At 67.3% G+C, this 15,800-nt stretch carries 10 protein-coding genes; 5 read left to right on the top strand and 5 right to left on the bottom strand.

Annotated features, from left to right (window positions below; translation table 11 throughout):
* Positions 1-36: 36 nt before the first annotated feature.
* Genes IFT71_RS02525 through IFT71_RS02545 form a run of 5 tightly spaced genes read left to right on the top strand, consistent with a single transcriptional unit; the run spans position 37 to position 5,603 of the window.
* Positions 37-1,005 (top strand): c-type cytochrome, encoded by a 969-nt coding sequence (locus IFT71_RS02525; RefSeq protein ID WP_192139251.1) that lies wholly within the window; start codon positions 37-39, stop codon positions 1,003-1,005.
* The gene (gene ctaD / locus IFT71_RS02530; RefSeq protein WP_192138989.1) at positions 1,002-3,548 is read left to right on the top strand and encodes a cytochrome c oxidase subunit I; all 2,547 of its coding nucleotides are present in this window, start codon (positions 1,002-1,004) and stop codon (positions 3,546-3,548) included. Before IFT71_RS02525 ends, ctaD begins: the two co-directional genes overlap by 4 nt.
* Complete coding sequence (locus IFT71_RS02535; RefSeq protein ID WP_042467339.1) at positions 3,545-3,946, top strand: hypothetical protein; 402 nt, start codon at positions 3,545-3,547, stop codon at positions 3,944-3,946. The genes ctaD and IFT71_RS02535 overlap by 4 nt, the downstream gene beginning before the upstream one ends.
* Entirely contained in the window at positions 3,943-4,563 is a 621-nt protein-coding gene (locus IFT71_RS02540; RefSeq protein ID WP_192138990.1) for a cytochrome c oxidase assembly protein, read from the top strand. Before IFT71_RS02535 ends, IFT71_RS02540 begins: the two co-directional genes overlap by 4 nt.
* Positions 4,560-5,603 carry a c-type cytochrome gene (locus IFT71_RS02545; protein ID WP_192138991.1) on the top strand — a complete coding sequence of 348 codons (1,044 nt, stop codon included), beginning with the start codon at positions 4,560-4,562 and terminating at the stop codon, positions 5,601-5,603. The genes IFT71_RS02540 and IFT71_RS02545 overlap by 4 nt, the downstream gene beginning before the upstream one ends.
* Before the next feature lie 34 nt (positions 5,604-5,637).
* Here IFT71_RS02545 and treY read toward each other — a convergent pair whose 3' ends face one another.
* From treY to IFT71_RS02570, 5 genes are all read right to left on the bottom strand, one after another.
* Positions 5,638-8,055: a malto-oligosyltrehalose synthase gene (treY, locus tag IFT71_RS02550; RefSeq protein ID WP_192138992.1), complete on the bottom strand. Its 2,418-nt coding sequence runs from the start codon at positions 8,053-8,055 to the stop codon at positions 5,638-5,640.
* The gene (malQ, locus tag IFT71_RS02555) at positions 8,052-10,034 is read right to left on the bottom strand and encodes a 4-alpha-glucanotransferase (protein WP_192138993.1); all 1,983 of its coding nucleotides are present in this window, start codon (positions 10,032-10,034) and stop codon (positions 8,052-8,054) included. The genes treY and malQ overlap by 4 nt, the downstream gene beginning before the upstream one ends.
* The gene (gene treZ, locus IFT71_RS02560) at positions 10,031-11,740 is read right to left on the bottom strand and encodes a malto-oligosyltrehalose trehalohydrolase (protein ID WP_192138994.1); all 1,710 of its coding nucleotides are present in this window, start codon (positions 11,738-11,740) and stop codon (positions 10,031-10,033) included. The genes malQ and treZ overlap by 4 nt, the downstream gene beginning before the upstream one ends.
* Positions 11,737-13,839: a glycogen debranching protein GlgX gene (gene glgX, locus IFT71_RS02565; protein ID WP_192138995.1), complete on the bottom strand. Its 2,103-nt coding sequence runs from the start codon at positions 13,837-13,839 to the stop codon at positions 11,737-11,739. The genes treZ and glgX overlap by 4 nt, the downstream gene beginning before the upstream one ends.
* A gap of 184 nt (positions 13,840-14,023) precedes the next feature.
* Positions 14,024-15,697 (bottom strand): alkaline phosphatase D family protein, encoded by a 1,674-nt coding sequence (locus IFT71_RS02570; protein ID WP_192138996.1) that lies wholly within the window; start codon positions 15,695-15,697, stop codon positions 14,024-14,026.
* Between the last annotated feature and the right edge of the window lie 103 nt (positions 15,698-15,800).

Consider the following 15,800-nt stretch of genomic DNA (forward strand, 5'->3'; position numbering starts at 1 on the left):
CTAGAGGATCTGCTCAAAGGGGAAGCTAAGGCGATGATGCGGAAGGCAAGTTTACTTTCCGTCTGGGCGTTCCTGCCGGCGCTTGGCGCCTGCAACCGGCACCAGTCGACGCTGGCTCCGTTCGGCGAACAGGCCGATCAGGTGCTGTCGATCACTATCGTGCTGGTCGTCGGCGCGGTCGTCCTGGCGCTTGGCCTTGCGCTGCTGATGCGGCACGCGATCCGCGCGCCCGAGGGGCGGTTGACGCACAAGGGCGGGATGAAGATGGTCCTGTGGCTCGGCGGGATCGGCCCGTCGATTCTGTTGCTCGCGCTGCTGCTCTACGCGTTGCCCGCGATGCGCCCCCGACCGGTCGCCGATGCCGACCTGCGGATCGGCGTCGATGGCGAGCAGTTCTGGTGGCGCGTACGTTACGCCCCGCCCGGCGGTGCGGTCGTCGAGGCGGCGAACGAACTCCGCCTCCCCGTCGGCCGTACCGTCGAGCTGTCGTTGCGCAGTCCCGACGTCATCCACAGCTTCTGGGTGCCGGGGCTCGCGGGCAAGATGGACATGATCCCCGGCCGCACCAACCGCCTGGTCGTCCGCGCGACCAAGGCTGGAACGTATCGCGGGGTCTGCGCCGAATTCTGCGGGCTAGGGCATGCGCTGATGGCATTCGACGTCGTTGCCATGGAGCCCGCTGCATTCGAACGCTGGCTCACCGCGCAGGCGCGTCCGGCTACGGTCACCGCATCGCCCGGTGCTAGGCTGTTCGCCAGCTATGGCTGCAGCGGCTGCCACAGCGTTCGCGGGGTGGGCCCGGCGGCAAAGATCGGCCCCGACCTGACGCATTTCGGATCACGTCCGACCCTGGCCGCAGGGATCCTGCCGATGACCCACGGCAATATCGCGCGATTCGTGCGTGAGCCCGGCAAGACCAAGCCCGGCGTCCGCATGCCCGCCTTCCCGCAGATGTCGGCCGCCGAAGCCGACCAGATCGCCAGCTATCTTCAGGGGCTGAAATGACGACCGACAGTCCAGCCTATGTCGCCCCCGACCAGAACGATCCCGCGGTCCGCAAGGGCCAGGAGGATCGCCTGCGCGAGGTCTGGAAACCGCCGAGCGGCTGGTTCTTCCGCTGGACCGACGTCAACAATAACCGGATCGGCGTCTGGTACACGCTGACCGCGTTCGGCTTCATGCTGTTCGCAGGCGTGCTCGCGCTGATCATGCGCACGCAGCTGGCGGTGCCGAACAACGATCTCGTCACCGCGAACACGTTCAACCAGCTGTTCACGCTGCACGGCTCGATGATGATGTTCCTGTTCGCGGTGCCGATGTTCGAGGCGGTCTCGATCATTCTGCTGCCACAGCTGCTCGGCGCGCGCGATCTGCCTTTCCCGCGACTGTCGGGCTTTGGCTATTGGAGCTTCCTGATCGGCGGCGTGTTCGTCTCCGGATCGATCTTCTTCGACGCCGCCCCCGATGGCGGCTGGTTCATGTATCCGCCACTGACGACACGGACCGATCTGAGCGGGCTCGGCGCGGACATCTGGATGCTGGGCCTCAGCTTCATCGAGGTGTCGTCGGTCGCAGCTGCCGTCGAGCTGATCGTCGGCGTGCTCAAATGCCGCCCGCCCGGCATGCGGCTCAACCTTATGCCGCTCTACGCCTGGTACATCCTCGTCGTCGCGGTGATGATCCTGTTCGCCTTCCCGCCGCTGATCGCAGGCGACGTGCTGTTCGAGATGGAGCGGCTGCTCAACTGGCCGTTCTTCAACGCGGAAAAGGGCGGCGACCCGCTGCTGTGGCAGCACCTGTTCTGGATCTTCGGCCACCCCGAAGTCTATATCGTCTTCCTGCCGTCGATCGCGTTGTTCGCGATGCTGATCCCGACCTTCGCGCAGCGGCATCTCCTCGGCTATCCATGGATCGTGCTGGCGGCGGTCGGCACCGCGTTCCTGAGCTTCGGGTTGTGGGTCCACCACATGTTCACGACCGGGCTGCCAAAGATCAGCCTCGCCTTCTTCGCGGCAGCGTCCGAGGCGGTTGCGATCCCGACCGGTGTCCAGATCTTCGTGTTCATCGCGACTCTGTGGGCGGGCAACGTCAAGAAATCGACGCCGTTGCTCTACGCGAGCGGCAGCCTCGCGGTGTTCGTGATCGGCGGTCTGACCGGCGTGATGGTCGCGGTCGCACCGTTCGACTGGCAGGCGCACGACACCTATTTCATCGTCGCGCATCTCCATTACGTGCTGATCGGCGGGACGCTGCTGCCGCTGTTCGCCGGGCTCTATTATTACTGGCCGCTGGTTACCGGTAAGAAACTCTCGGACAGGCTCGGGCGGATCGCGTTCTGGATCATGTTCGTCGGCATGAACCTGACCTTCTTCCCGATGCATCTGTCGGGCCTGCTTGGCATGCCGCGCCGTGTGTTCACCTACCCCGAGGAGCTTGGCATCGGCGGGCTCAACCTCGCTTCGACCGCGGGCTCCTACATGTTCGCACTCGGCGTGCTGATCGTGTGCATCGACCTCGCGCTGTCGCCTCGCCGCCCAAAGGCGCCGCGCAATCCATGGAACGCGGGCACGCTCGAATGGCTGGCGCTGCCCGATGACGAGGACTGGGGCATCCGCTCGGTCCCGCTGATCGAGAGCCGCTATCCGATCTGGGACCAGAAGAACTTCGTCCAGAAGGTCGACGAGGGTCGTTTCTTCCTGCCCGACGCGGAGGAGATGCGGCGTGAGTCGATCATCACCACCGTGCTCGACGCACGACCGTTGCAGGTCATCCGCCTCGGCACGCCCAGCGTGAAGCCGATGATGACCGCGGTCGCACTGGCAGGCGTCTTCATCCTGACGACCTACCACCTCTATCTCCTGTCCGCGCTCAGTGGCGTGGCGACGCTCGCCTGCGTGCTGTGGTGGCTGTGGACCGGCACCGCCGAGATCCCCGAAAAGCCGACCAAGCATATCGGCCACGGGATCGAGGTACCGCTCTATACCTCGGGGCCATCGGCGCCGGGCTGGTGGGCGATGTTCATCACGATGATGGCGGATGCGACCGCGTTTTCGGGGCTCGTCTTCGGCTATTTCTTCTTCTGGACGATCCATAGCAATTTCCCGCCCACCGGCGCGGGGCTGGACGGACCGGGCGTATTCTGGCCGATGGTCGCGCTCGCGCTGACTTTGACCGGCTGGGCGGCGACCGTCGGCGCCCGCGAGGTGCACCGTCGCGGCAACGTCGCCGCGGGCCGTCTGCTGCTGGTCCTCGGCATCGTCGCAACGCTGTCGAGCCTGTTCGCCGGGCTCGCCGGGCCATGGTATTCGGGGATGGACCCCGAACTGCACGCCTATCCGGCGATCGTGTGGACGCTCGCGATCTGGACGGCGGTGCATGCCGCGATCGGCGTGATCATGCAGGCCTATACGCTCGCGCGCAGCCTCGCGGGCAAGATGACGCCGGTCTATGACGCCGACTTGCGCAACATCACCGTCTACCATCATTTCCTCGCACTGACGGGCATCGTGACGTTCTGCACGATCGGCCTGTTCCCGGGGGTCGCATGACAACGCCCAAGGACAATCGGAAACACTGGGCGCGCGACCTGAAGGTCACGTTGTGGACGCTGATCGTCCCGCCGACGATCTGGGCCGTGCATTTCTTGTTCTGCTATCTGTGGGTCGCGGTGACCTGCGCCAAGTCGCCCACTCCGGCGACAGCGCTGACGGGCTTTCCTGTGGCGACCCTGATCGCGACGATCGTTGCACTGCTCGGTATTCTTGCCGCGGGCTATATCGCACGCGTCCAGTCGCAGACGCCCGGTGACGCCCCGCCGCATGACGAAGGGACCGCGATCGACCGGCTGCGCTTCCTCGCGCTGTCGACCCGGCTGCTCGCAGGCCTGAGCTTCGTCGCGGTGATCTTCACCGCCCTGCCCGTGATCGTCTTCGGCGATTGCCGATGAGGCGCGCGAGCCTCGCGCTCGGCGTCGCGCTGGTGCCGATCGGCTGGGCGTTCGCCGCCGCGCCGCTCGGCATGGTCGGCCACATGACCGGCCACATGATCGCCGTCGCAGTCGCGGCGCCGTTCCTCGCCTATGGCATCGCGGGCAGCCGGTTCGATCCCGCCGAGCGCTGGCCGGCGATCGTCACTCCGCTGGCCATGTCGCTGGTCGAGCTGGTCGTCGTGTGGCTCTGGCACCTCCCCGCGCTCCGGCTGCGCGTCGACATGCAGCCGGTTGCGCTGTTGATCGAACAGGCGAGCTTCCTCGCGGCCGGCCTGCTGCTCTGGAGCGCGGTGCTCGGCACGCGCACCGGTGGCGCGACCGACCGGCGTGTCTCGGGCGTGGCGGCGATGCTGCTGACGTCGATGCACATGACCCTCCTTGGCGCGCTCGTCGGCCTAGCTCCGCGGCCACTCTATACGATGATGGCGATGCATCCCGCCGCGCACGGCCTCGACGCGCTCGAGGATCAGCAGCTCGGCGGCGTCGTCATGCTGATGGTCGGCGCGGCAAGCTATTTCCTCGGCGGGCTCGCGATGCTCGGCGGGGTGTTGAAGACACGGAGCGCGACGGCATGACGATCCGCATTACCTGGGCGCGCGCGATCGCCGCGATCGTCGCGCTGGCGCTTGCCGGGCTGTTGTTCGCCTGGTCGGGCGTGTTTAACATCGCCGCCTCGTCGGGTCATTGGAAGATCACCGACTGGTTCCTTCACTGGACGATGCGCAATTCGGTGCGCACGCATGCCGCCTTCACCGCGCCCGACGATCCCAAGGCGAATGAAGGCCTCGTCAGCGCCGCGGGCCTGTTCCGGGCAAGCTGCGCCTCGTGCCATGGCGCGCCCGGCGTGCGTCCGTTGCCGGTGATGCAGGCGGCAACGCCCCCTGCCCCCGACCTTGCGGTCAACGCGCGCGAATGGACCGACAAGCAGATCTTCTGGATCCTCAAGCACGGCGTCAAATATACCGGCATGCCCGGCTGGGCGGCGAAAGACCGCGACGACGAGATCCGCCGCATGGTCGCGTTCGTCCGCCTGTTGCCGGAGATGTCGCCTGCGACCTATCGCGCCCTGACCGAAGTTCCGGGCAGCGGCACCGCCGGTCCTGACGCAGCACGCATTGCCGTCTGCGCCGGCTGTCATGGTACAGACGGCCGCGGCCGTGGCCAGCCCGACATGCCCGTCCTCGGCGGCCAGAGCCCCGTCTATCTGCGTGCCGCGCTTCAGGCCTATGCGACTGGCAAGCGCCAGAGCGCGGTCATGGCCAACGCCGCCGCGACGCTGACGCCCGGAGAGATGACGCGGCTCGCGCGGCATTTCGCCGCCATGCCGGGTCTCGGCACCACCACAGCCTCGGGCCATCCGAATGCTGCGCGGATCGTCAGCGAGGGCCTGCCTGCCAAGCAGCTTCCCGCCTGTGCCAGCTGCCATGCACCGGGCAAGCCCTATCCAGTGCTTGCCGGGCAAAGCGCCAGCTACATCGCACAGCGTCTGCGCAACTGGCGGGGCGACGAGACGGTAGTCGACGCGCGCAAGTCGCAGGCGACGATGCCGGTGATCGCGCGTCGCATTCCCGAGGACATGATCGACCCGATCGCGGCGTATCTCGCCGGCAAATAAGCTGCGTCCCGCCCTGTGCGGGACGCTCTCCGGATCAGTTGCTCACCGCGACGAAGACTGGTCCGTCCACGAAAAGGTCGGCTGCGCGCTCGCCAGTGGCGAGCCGCGTTTCACCCCACCAAGCCGCAGGAACCGCCGCCCCCGACTGATCGAGCAATTTCGCCGCGCAGCGTAGCGCGACCGCAACCCGCAACGTCTGCCCATTCGCGCGGCGCTCGAAGGCGAGGACGTGCGCGGCACGCGGTCCGGTCACATCGAGAGGGGCGTAGTCACCCCGGGCGAAGATTTCAGGTGCGTCCGCCCGGGTCGCGAGCAGGCGGGCGATCAGCCCGAGCTTTGCAGGCGCATCGTGCTCGAGTAGACGCGCGCGGCGGGCATAATCCACCGGCCGGCGGTTATCCGGATCGACCAGGCTGAGATCCGCCAGCTCGGTGCCCTGATACAGATCGGGGACCCCCGGCACGGTGTAGCGCAGCGCCGTCTGAACGAGCGCATTGGCCTGCGCCGCCGCCGCGGTCGCTTCGACAAGGTCATGCAGCTCGCGCAGAAACCGCGCGGAACGATCCGGGTCGAGCAAGGCGCGGGCGAGTACGTGACAGCGGTCCTCATAGGCCTCGTCGGGCGCCTCCCAGGACGACCGCAGCTTGGCCTCGCGCAGCGACTTTTCCTGCCACCCGACGATGCGCTCGGCAAAAGCGGCAAGCCCTGGGCGGTCATCGATCTGGTGCCCCTCAGGCCACGCCCCGAAGAGCGTCTGCAGCAACATATAGGCGTCGCCTGGATCGACCGCGTCATCGATAGCAGCCGCCGCGGCGACCCAGCCCGTCACGGTCTCACGCCAGCGGCCCGGGATCTCGCTTAATACGGCAAGCCGGGCACGCACGTCCTCGCCACGCTTGTGATCATGCGTCGCCGAGGCCAGCATCGCACGCGGCCAACAGGCGGCACGCTCCGCCATCGCGGCATGAAACGCCTCGACCGGTAGCGCAAACGCGGCGGGGTCGAACCCGACGTCGTTGCGCGACAGCAACCGGCCATAGCGGTAGAAAGCGGTGTCCTCGACCGCCTTGGCCACGATCGGTGCCGAGAGTTGCTGGAACCGCCTCACCGCGGCCGCTGCGAGATCCGGATCGCCCGGCCCTTCACCGGCGAGCCAGTCAAGGATCAGGTCGACGACCGGTCCCTCGCCGGGTGCCAGATGAGTCGCAACCCGCTCGCGCACGATCGCGCGGATCGCAGCATCGGCGGCGGGTGCCGCGATGCCGGTGCCATAGGTGCGATACACCGGGAAGACCCAGAGCATGCGCTCCACCGCCCGCCGGATCATCCCCGCCGTCAGCCCGTCGCCTTGCGGCGTCGACCGTGCCAGCGCGACGAACGCCGCAACGCATCGGCCAAGCTGCCCCTCGAACTGCCAGGACAGCATGTCCTGACGCGCGCGCAAATCCTCGGGCTCGAACGCGGCCGACCGCCCGCTGATATCCGCCCAGAGCTCGGCGAGCGGTGCGGCGCCGTCCTCGTCATGCAACAGCGCGGTGACCTGCGCCATGAAGTCGTACCCGCTGGTACCATCGATCCCCCAGTCGGTGGCGAGCGGTTCGCCCGCTGCGAGGATCTTCTCGACGACGATATAGGCCGGATCCGCGCCAGCTGGCGTGATCGCGTCGAAGTTCGCGCGCAAAGTTCGGCAATAGCCGGCGGGGTCGGTTAGTCCGTCGACATGATCGACCCGGACACCGTCGATCAACCCCTCGGCATAGAGGTCGAGATACAGGCGATGGCTCGCCTCGAAAACCACGGGATCTTCCGCGCGCAGTCCGGCGAGATCGTTGATCGTGAAGAACCGCCGCCAGTTGAGATCGTCGTTCGCGGTGCGCCACGATGCCAGCCGGTAATGCTGCCGATCGAGCAACGCGGTCAGGTCGTCGCTCGTGGCGGTCGCGTGATCCTCCGGACGCAGCGGCAGACGGTGCTCGCCATAGGCGACGAGCATCGGCACATCGTCGACCAGTTCGACGCTGAGCGCGCCCTGCGCGATCGCCACCGACACCGGATCGCCCAGGATCGGCAGCAGGACGGGCTCGCGCCAGTCGATATCGAAGAACGGCGCATGAGTGCTCGACGCCCCGTTCGCGAGGACGTCGTTCCACCAGCCATTTTCGCCGCCCGCCACGCCCATGTGATTGGGAACGATGTCGACGATCATGCCCATCCCGTGCGCCTTCAACCGGTCGACGAGCCGGCGAAACCCCGCCTCGCCACCCAGTTCGGGATTGATCCGGGTAGGATCGACGACGTCATAGCCGTGCGTCGATCCGGACCGTGCCGTCGCGATCGGCGATGCGTAGAGATGGCTGATCCCGAGCGCGGCGAGATAAGGCACCTGCGCCTCGGCGTCCGCGAAGGTGAAGTTCTTGTGGAACTGCATCCGGTAGGTCGCACGTGGCGTCATGATGCGCGCGCCGTTTCGATCAGGGCGATGCGTGCGGCAATGTCGGGGCGCGCGAGCAGCGCGTCGGTGGTATCTGGCATGCGTCTCCGCCAATTGGGGTGTTCATCGGTCGTGCCGGGAAGATTAGGCTGCTCGACGAGACCGACGAGGTCCTCGAACGGGAAGATCGCCAGCCCGCATGGCGTCCGTGCGACATGCGCCAGCGCGGCGTCGACGACCGGCGCGGTGTCGCTTGGAACGGGCTGTGGCCGCGGCGCACCGAGCGCGGTCCACAGACGGGACCGATCCGCAGCGCGGGCGGCATGGTCGGCCGCCTCGTCGGCGGCCTCGCTGGTCCGGCCAAGGGCCCAGTTCCAAGCGATATCACGCCCCTGCCACCAGCCCGCGATGGTCGCGAGGTCATGAGTCCCGCTCATCGCGACCGCATCGACCGACCAGGAGTCGGGGGGAATGAAATTACCGTCACCGTCGCGCTCGAACCAGAGCACGCGCATCCCAAGCATCGCCCGTGCGTCCATCGCCTCGCGAAACCCGTCGGGCACGGTCCCCAGATCCTCGCCGACGACGATCGCGCGCGCGCGGTGCGATTCGATCGCGATGATCCGCATCATGTCGGCAAACGGCATGTCGAGATATGCCCCGTCCGCCGCCGACGCGCCGTCGGGCACGACCCATAGCCGCCGAAGGCCAAAGGCGTGATCGATGCGAAGCCCGCCGGCATGCGCCAGACCCGCACGGATCGTCGCGATGAACGGGGCGAAGCCGTTTGCCGCGAGCGCGCGCGGATCGAATCCGGTGATGCCCCAGGCCTGCCCGTCGGGGCCGAGCGGGTCGGGTGGCGCACCAATCGACAGGCCGTTCAGCAAATCACCCCGCCGTCGCCACGCATGGCTGCCGCCCGGATCCATGCCGACCGCGAGATCCGCGACCAGACCGACCGCCATGCCGCCATCACGTGCCGTATGCTGCGCCCGTTCGAGCCCGGCATCCGCCAGCCACTGAAGGAAGACATAGAAGTCGCACGTATCGCGCTGCTCTGTCATGAACGCGGCGACCGCGGCGCCATCGGGATCCTGATAGGCGGCTGGCCAGTCCTGCCATCCCCGGGCGCCCGACTGCGCAAGAAAATGTGCGTGAAGCGCATCGAACGCGGCGTGGAAGCGCAGGTCGCTGCCTCCCCTTGCCGCGAACGCCTCGACCTCGGCCCGTACGGTGTCCGGCAACATGTCGAACTGTCGACGCAACTGGACGAGGCGATCCGGGATCGCGCCGGCCCAGTCGATCAACGCGGGCGGCGCCCCTGCGTCCGCCGGAGTCTCGCCCGCCATCATGGACGGATCGGCGAGCATGACGTTGAGGAACTGGCGGCTCGACGGGGCATAGGGGCTGAAGCGGGTCGCATCCGCCGGGAACAGCGCATGCGTCGGGCTGATCGCCACCGCATCGGCACCGCGCGTCGCGAACGCGCGCACCGTTTCCGCAAGCGTGCCGAAATCGCCGAACTCGGTGCCCCGACCGTCGCGCAGGGCGGGAATCTGCACCGCCGGACCCCAGAGGCGCCCACCTGCCTCGACGTCCGCGATCGTGACGCAGCGCGGTGGCGCGATCGCGAGCCGGATGTCCCGGCCGCCGAGCGTGAGCAGGTGGTATCCCGGCTCCGTGATGCCCGACAGCTGCCCGTCTGCGATCGTCACGGCACGCGACGCCCCGTCCTCTAACGTCAGGACCGCAGGTCCGTCGCCCGCCCCGACTGACACCGGCGCACCGATATCCGCCGAGACGAACGACGGATGTTCGGCACGCGCCGCGCGTGCGGTAGCCAGGCTCGCGCGTATCGCTGCGTCGCTGTCGGCAGGAAGCCCGAGCGCGTTCAGGATCGCTTGCAACGCCTCGTCGGCCACGGTCTGTGCACGCCCGCCGGCATCCTGCCACCGGGGCTGCAAACCAGCGGCGGCGGCGAGGTCGTGGAGCAGACTCATGCCGCCAGCCACACGGCGACGCTCGCGGGCCGCCCGGGATCCCCCTGCGCGAACAGCGTCTCGCCGGAGGCCTCGGGAAACGCGACCGGATCCTCGCCGAGATTGAGCGCGATCGTGAGCACCGCGCCGTCGCCCAGCGTCCAGCGCGCGACGACCGCCGCCGGCCCGATCGCCTCCGCGCCCACCGCGCGCGTGCCGGACAGGCGCGGTATGATCGCGCGCTGCCGGACCGCGATCAGCGTACGATAAAGATCGCGCCACGCATCGGCGTCGGGACCGGGTTCGGCGACCGAAGCTTCGAAGGTCTCGCGCGCATTCGGATCAGGAATCGCCGCGCGAGCGGATTCGTCGGCGAACGCGGCAAACTTCGCAAATTCCCGGCGCCGGCCATCGCGCACCGCATCGGCCAGCTCGTCATGGAAGTCGGTGAAGAACAGGAACGGCGTCTCGCTCCCCGTCTCGTCCCCCATGAACAGCAGCGGGATCTGCGGGCAGAACAGCAGCAGCACTGTAGCCGCACGCAGCCGCGCGTGATCGGTGAGCAACGTCAGCCGCTCGCCAAGCGCCCGGTTGCCGATCTGGTCGTGGTTCTGCAGAAATGACACGAATGCGGTCGGCGAGAGGTGCGCGCTCGACGTGCCGCGTGGCTTGCCGTCATGATTGGCCGACCCCTCCCCCTGATAGATGAACCCTTCGCCCAGGCACCGCGCGAGACGCTCCGCCGGCCGGTCGGCGAAGTCGGCGTAATAAGCGCTGGTTTCGCCCGTCAGCAGCACGTGAAGGACATTATGGAAGTCGTCGTTCCATTGTGCGTCATAGCCGCCCGGCCGCAGCCGATCGGCGTCGTTGCGCTCGTTCTCGAGGACGAGGTGGACCGGCCGGTCGGTCACCGTCGCGCGGATCTCAGCCGCCATCGCATCGAGAAACCGGTCATTGTCGATCGCGTGGACGGCGTCGAACCGGAGACCGTCGATCCTGTAGTCGGTGAGCCACATCAGGGCGTTGTCGATGTAGTAGCGCGCAACGGGCTCGACATCGACCGCCACCGCCCCGCCCCAAGGCGTATCGACGTCCTTGTGAAAGAACGATCCGGCATAGGCGCCGAGATAATTTCCGTCGGGTCCGAAGTGATTATAGACGACATCGAGCAGCACCGCGACGCCCAGCGCGTGTGCGGCATCGACCATCGCCCTCAGATCGTCGGGCGTGCCGTAGCTCTCGGCGACCGCATAGGGCAGGACGCCGTCATACCCCCAATTGCGCGTACCGCCAAAGGCCGCGACCGGCATCAACTCGATCGCGGTCACGCCGAGCGCGGCGATCTCGGGCAGGCGTGCGGTGACCCCGGCGAAACCGCCCATCGTGCCGGCATGGACCTCCATGATCACCAGCTCCTCCCAGCGCCGCCCGCGCCAGTCGGTCGATCGCCAGCGATACGCATCGGGATCGACGGTGACGCTCCAGCCATGCACACCGCCCGATTGCTGGCGCGACGCGGGGTCGGGCACGACCAGGTCCTCGCCGATCCGGAAGCGATAGCGCACCCCTGCCCCGACATCGGCGGTCGCGGTGAACCATCCGTCGGCCTGCCCGTCCAACGGCTTCGGCGCAGCCCCGTCGATCTCAAGCGTCACCCGGTCGGCATCGGGCGCCCAAAGCCGGAACGCCGTGCCGCCGTTCGCCGGCGTCGCGCCCCACGCGCTCATGCCGGATCCATCGTCCAGGACAGCAGCGCCGCACCCTGTGGTGCGAGGTCATAGCTGTCGGTGATCGGCATCGGCGGCTGATCGGGCTTGGCGCTGTCGATCAGTACCATACGCTCGACCTCGGAGGGCGGTGGCATGGTGAAGGTCAGCGGACCCTCCGACGCGTTCAGTAGCAACGACACGACCTGGATCCTGCCATCCTCGCACAGCGCCGCACGACGCATCGTCAGCGCACGGCCATTGGTGTTTTCCCAGTCCTCAGGCGACAGCTGGACACCGCGCTCGTCCCACCATTCGATGTCCTTCAGACCCTCCGCCGGGGTATCCTCGCCGTAGAGGAAATTGCCCGCGCGCAGTATCGGATAGTCGCGTCGCAACGCGGCCAGCCGCGCGGTGAAGTCGATCAGCGCTTCGCCCTCGGGGGTCTTCGCCTGCGTCCAGTCGAGCCAGCTGATCTCGTTATCCTGGCAATAGGCGTTGTTGTTGCCGCCCTGCGTCCGCCCGAACTCGTCGCCCGCGACCAGCATCGGCGTGCCGAGCGAGGCGAACAGCGTCGTCAGCATCGACCGCGCGACCCGCTTGCGCGTTTCCGCGATCGCTGGATCGTCTGTCGGCCCCTCGACACCCCAGTTGCGCGAGCAATTGTTCGAATGGCCGTCGCGATTGTCCTCGCCATTCGCCTCATTGTGCCGTTCCTCATAGGCCGTCGTGTCGGCGAGCGTGTAGCCGTCATGCGCGCCGAGCAGATTGACGCTCGCCCAGGGGCGCCGCGCACGGCGATCGAACAGATCCGCCGACCCGGTCAGCCGCGCCGCCAGATCCGCGCGCTGCGCATGGTCACCGCGCCAGAACTTGCGGACGGTATCGCGGTACTTGTCGTTCCATTCGGCAAAGCCCGGGGGGAAATTGCCGAGCTGATAGCCACCCGGACCGATGTCCCACGGTTCGGTGATCAGCTTCAGCCTGCCCAGTACCGGATCCTGGCGCAGCACGTCGAAGAAGCCGGCGCCCGGATCGAAGCCGGTATCGGTCCGCCCCAGCGTCAGCCCGAGATCGAAACGGAACCCGTCGATCCCGAAGCTGGTCGCCCAGTAGCGTAGCGAATCCGCCACCATCTGGATCACCCGCGCCTTGGTCAGGTTCAGCGTGTTGCCGGTCCCCGTGTCGTTGATCGAGAAGCGCGGCTGATCCTTGACCAGCCGGTAATAGCTCGCATTGTCGAGCCCGCGCCACGACAGTGTCGGCCCCTGCTCGGACCCCTCGCACGTGTGATTGTAGACGACGTCGAGGATCACCTCGATCCCCGCCGCATGGAGACGGCGGATCGACCGGCGCAGTTCGTTGTGACTGTCGGTCGCGAAGAAGGAGCGTTCGGGCGTAAAGAAGTTGAGGGTGTTGTACCCCCAGTAATTCCGGAGCCCCTTCTCCTGTAGGAACCGGTCCTGCGTATAGCTGTGGATCGGCAGCAGCTCGAGCGCGGTCACGCCGAGCCGCTTGAGATGATCGATGACCTTGGGATTGCCGAGCGCGGCGAAGGTCCCGCGTTCGGAGGGCTGCACCTCGTCGAACAGCTTGGTCAGGCCCTTGACGTGCGCCTCGTAGATCACGGTCTCGGACCAGGGCGTGTTGGGGCGGACGTCGCGCGACCAGTCGAAATGGCTGTCGGTCACGACACCCTTGGGCATGGTCAGCGCATTGTCGCGCCGATCGAAGCTCAGATCCTCGCGCGCCGACTTGACCTGATAGCCGTACATCGCGTCGGTCCAGCGCAACTCGCCCGTCATCGCCTTGGCATAGGGATCGAGCAGCAGCTTGTTAGGATTGAACCGGTGGCCCTCTTCGGGTGCGTACCGGCCATAGGCGCGATAGCCATAGGACAGCCCCGGCTGCGCATCGGGGAGATAGCCGTGCCACACCTCGTCGGTCCATTCGGGCAGGACGTAGCGCTTCAGTTCACGGCGGCCGCTGTCGTCATAAACGCACAGCTCGATCTTCTCGGCATTGGCCGAATAGACCGCGAAATTGACCCCGAGCCCGTCGAACGTGGCGCCGAGCGGATAGGCCGAACCGGCCTCGAGCGTATCAGGCAGTAGATGCAAAGCGAGCCCCCAGATTGACGCCAACCTCCACCATTCTAGCAGCGCGGCGGCGTGTCAGGGCGAAAACCCGCCTGCTCTCGCCAATGTTCCCGGTTCGGTTTCTTTTCCCTGTCGACGGAAAATCATCGGTGGGATCGAGCAGGGCGGGCGACGCCGATCGGCGTCACCCGGTGCGTCGCCGCCGCTATCCGAGCTGCTCGAGTTTCGCCTGTGGCGCTGCGGCCGAGGCGCGGAACCGCGCGACGCTCGCCTCCTCGAACGACTTGGCAACAACCGTCGATACCGTCTTGAAGTCCGCGGTGGCATGGTCCGGCGTCAGCGTCAGGACGATGAACCCCTTGCGATCCTGATCGCAGAAGCGGACCTCGTCATTGGCGTCGGCGATCAGCGTGCCGATCCCCGGGATCAGCGAGCCATAGGACGGGCTGGTGATCGCGGTCGCACCGAATTCGACCGCGACGAGCTTCCCCGATGCATCATGCAGATCATTCGCCCAGCCGGCATGGCTATCCCCCGACAGCACGACCGGTCGCGACCCCGACCGCTTGAACGCGGCATAAAGCCGCTCGCGTGCTGCGGGATAGCCGTCCCAGCTGTCGAAGTTGAACGGCAGGCCCGCGCGATAGGATGCCATGCTCGCCATCAGCGCGGTGCGCCATTTCTCTGGGAGCCGCGCCATCATCGCGGCGAAGCGATCGGGGCCGAGCTGCTTCTCGATATCGGGGCCGGCGACGCGCGCCATCACCACCTGGTTGCCGAGTACCTGCCACGGCTTGCCCGCCGTGACCGACGCCGCCATCGTCCGCTCGATCCAGGCGAGTTGCGGTGCGCCCAGCATTTCCCGACCCGGCTGCGCGCGCTCCGCCATCATCGGGGCATATTCGGCAGGCGCAATCGCCTCGCCCTTCGCCGCGACCTGCCTGCTCCGCGCGAGCAGCCGCGTCTCGACCATCACCAGCGTCGCGAGATCGCCGAACTCGAAACTGCGGTTGATCGCTTCCCACGGCTCGCCGGGCTTCGGGTCGCGGATCGGCATCCATTCGAAATAGGCCTGCATCGACGCGGCCTTGCGCGCCTTCCAGTCGCCCTCGGTCGCCGGGTCATGGTTCTCGGCGCCACCGATCCAGTCGTCATTGGCGACCTCGTGATCGTCCCACACGCAGATGAACGCCGCCCGGGCATGCGCCGCCTGCATGTCGGCGTCGCGCTTCACCTGCGCGTGACGCATCCGATAGTCGGCGAGCGTCACGATCTCATGCGTAGGCTCGACCAGCCGGCCGATCTTCTTGCCGATGTCGCCGCCATAGCCGTCGATGGCATATTCATAGATGTAGTCGCCGAGATGCAGCACCGCGTCGAGCCGGTCGAGTTTGGCGATCGAAGCATAGGCGTTGAAGAACCCGCCGGGGTAGAGCTGGCACGACACCACGCCCATGACGACATCCGCAACCGCGCCGCGGGGCAGCGTGCGGACCCGGCCGACGGGTGAGCGCGTGCCCGCCGCGGTTTCGAACCAGTAGCGATACTCGGTTCCGGGTTTCAGCCCCGTCACCGCAACCTTGGCGGTGAAGTCGCGCGCGGCACGCGCCGCGATACGGCCCGAACGGAGGGGCGTATCGCCCTCGCGCAGCGCGACATGCCAGGTCAGCGCGATATCGCCCGCCTGTTGCGGATCCTGCGGGGTAGCACGCGTCCACAGAATCGCGCCGTCCGCCGAGGGATCGCCGCTCGCCACGCCGTGGTCGAAGCGCGCTGCCCCGGCGCTGCCGTTCGTGCGCGCCGCCGCGGCGAGACTAGGAAGCGCGAGCGCGGAGCCGGAGCCGAAGAGCGTGAGGGCGTCGCGGCGATTGATCGTCATAACAGTGCCTTTTGCGGTGATGCCGCCTGCTAGGGGCGCTCGGCGTCAGTCACGTTGCGGCGGTGTTACGCCTCGATGACAGGCCGTCACGCGCGGGTCATGT

The organism is Sphingomonas sp. CFBP 13733 (genome assembly GCF_014841795.1).
In the GTDB taxonomy this organism is placed as follows: Bacteria; Pseudomonadota; Alphaproteobacteria; order Sphingomonadales; family Sphingomonadaceae; genus Sphingomonas; species Sphingomonas aerolata.